Annotated in this window: 2 protein-coding genes; both read right to left on the minus strand. The window is 64.6% G+C overall.

Features of this window, described 5'->3' with window-relative positions:
• Positions 1–158 precede the first annotated feature (158 nt).
• The gene (locus DBR24_RS06715) at positions 159–1,430 is read right to left on the minus strand and encodes a dihydroorotase (protein ID WP_128614287.1); all 1,272 of its coding nucleotides are present in this window, start codon (positions 1,428–1,430) and stop codon (positions 159–161) included.
• Complete coding sequence (locus DBR24_RS06720) at positions 1,427–2,431, minus strand: aspartate carbamoyltransferase catalytic subunit (protein ID WP_003229107.1); 1,005 nt, start codon at positions 2,429–2,431, stop codon at positions 1,427–1,429. Before DBR24_RS06720 ends, DBR24_RS06715 begins: the two co-directional genes overlap by 4 nt.
• Positions 2,432–2,452: the final 21 nt, after the last annotated feature.

The following is a 2,452-nucleotide window of genomic DNA, read 5'->3' on the forward strand; positions in this document are numbered from 1 at the left end:
GTGCTGTATGACTTCTGGACGCTGAATGATCAGGTCTCGGTGCGTAATGCCGAAGGCAGAGGCGCCTTCCAGTAAAGCTTCGCGAGCAAGCTCGCTCCCACAGGGTTCACGGTGATCCTTGTGGGAGTGAGCTTGCTCGCGAAAGGGGCGACGCGGTATCAAGCCTGGTGACTGATCCGCCCATCCACCAAGGTGTAGCGAACCACACCCGGCAACGTGTGGCCTACAAACGGGCAATTCTCACCCTTCGACAACCAGTGTTCACCGGCGACTGTCGAAGCTTTCGGATCGAACAGCACGATGTCCGCCGCACCGCCCACCGCCAGTTTGCCCGCCGGCAGGCGCAGCGCGTCCGCAGGCCCAGCGCTCAGGCGCGCGAGCAGGGTCGGCAGATCCAGCAAACCATCCTCGACCAGGGTCATCGCCAGCGGCAGCAGCAGCTCGACGCTGCTGATGCCCGGCTCGGTTGCGCCGAACGGCGCCAGTTTGGCGTCGCGTTCATGCGGCTGGTGATGGCTGGAGATTGCCGATACCACACCCGATTTCACAGCCTCACGCAGGCCGTCGCGGTCTGCGCGGGTGCGCAGCGGCGGTTGCACGTGATAGAGACTGCTGAAGTCGATCAGCGCTTCATCGGTGAGGATCAGTTGATACAACGCGACATCCGCCGTGACCTTCAAGCCGCGGGCCTGAGCCTGGGCGATCAGAGCCACACCGCGAGCGCTGGTCAACTGGCTGAAGTGCGCGCGCACGCCGGTCTGCTCGACCAGCAACAGATCGCGGGCCAGGGCCACGGTTTCCGCCGTTTCCGGAATGCCCGGCAGACCGAGGAAGCTGGCGACCGCGCCTTCGTGGGCCAGGCCGCCATCCGCCAGATCGTGATCCTGCGAGTTGAAAATCACCGTCAGATCGAAGGTGGCCGCGTATTCCAGCGCCCGGCACAGGGTGCGGGTGTTGCGGAAACTCTCCAGACCGTTGCCGAACGCGACGCAACCGGCGTCACGCAGCGCCACCAGCTCGGCAAGCTGTTCGCCGTCCAGACCTTTGCTCAGCGCGCCAATCGGGAACACCTTGGTGTTGCCGGCTTCGCGAGCACGGTCGAGGATCAGTTCGGCCACCGCCGAGGTGTCGAGCACCGGTTTGGTCTTCGGCGGGCAGCACAGGCTGGTTACGCCACCGGCCGCCGCTGCGCGGGTTTCGCTGGCAATGCTGCCTTTGCGGCTGTAGCCCGGCTCGCGCAGGGCGACGTTCAGGTCGACCAGCCCGGGCGCGGCGACCAGGCCTTGGGCGTCGATGGTTTCGACGGCAGTGAAACCGGCCGGCGCAGCGCCGAGGGCGACGATCTTGCAGGCTTCAACGTGGATATCGGTGATTTGATCCAGGCCGCTGCTTGGATCGATGACGTGGGCGCCGAGAATGCTGAGCTTCACTGGGCGTTCTCCTGCTCGAATTGACGTTGCGCTGTTTGCCCGCTCATGGCCATCGACAGCACGGCCATGCGGATGGCGATGCCGTAGGTGACTTGATTGAGGATCACCGAGTGCGGGCCGTCGGCCACTGCCGATTCGATCTCTACACCACGGTTGATCGGCCCCGGGTGCATGACGATGCAATCGGGTTTGGCCCCGGCCAGACGCGCGGTGGTCAGGCCGAACAGGCGGTAGAACTCGCCTTCGCTTGGCAGCAGGCCGCCGGTCATGCGCTCACGCTGCAGGCGCAGCATGATCACCACGTCGACGTCCTTCAGGCCTTCGTTCATGTCGGTGTAAACCTTCACGCCGTACTGCTCGATGCCGATCGGCAGCAGGGTCTTCGGCGCGATCACGCGGATGTCCGGGCAGCCGAGGGTTTTCAGCGCGAGCATGTTCGAGCGTGCCACCCGCGAGTGCAGGATGTCGCCGACGATCGCCACTGAGAGGTTTTCGAAACCGCCCTTGTGCCGACGGATGGTGAGCATGTCGAGCATGCCCTGGGTCGGGTGGGCGTGACGGCCGTCGCCGCCGTTGATGATCGCCACCTGTGGGCAGACATGCTCGGCGATGAAGTGTGCAGCACCGGAATCGCCGTGGCGCACGACGAACATGTCGGCGGCCATGGCTTCGAGGTTGCGCAGGGTGTCGAGCAGGGTTTCACCTTTGCTGGCCGACGAGGTCGACACGTTCAGGGTGATCACGTCTGCCGACAGCCGCTGGGCCGCCAGTTCGAAGGTGGTGCGGGTGCGCGTGGAGTTTTCGAAGAACACGTTGCACACGGTCTTGCCGCGCAGCAACGGGACCTTCTTCACCGCCCGGGCCCCGACTTCGAGAAACGAGTCGGCAGTGTCGAGGATTTCCGTCAGCAACTCGCGGCGCAGGCCATCGAGCGAGAGGAAGTGGCGCAGCTGGCCCTGATCATTGAGCTGCAGCGGGCGCTTGGTATCTAGAGGCGTCATCGCGAAGGGGACTCTCAATAG

Origin of the sequence: Pseudomonas sp. HMWF006, assembly GCF_003061205.1 — a bacterium.
GTDB lineage: Bacteria > Pseudomonadota > Gammaproteobacteria > Pseudomonadales > Pseudomonadaceae > Aquipseudomonas > Aquipseudomonas monsensis.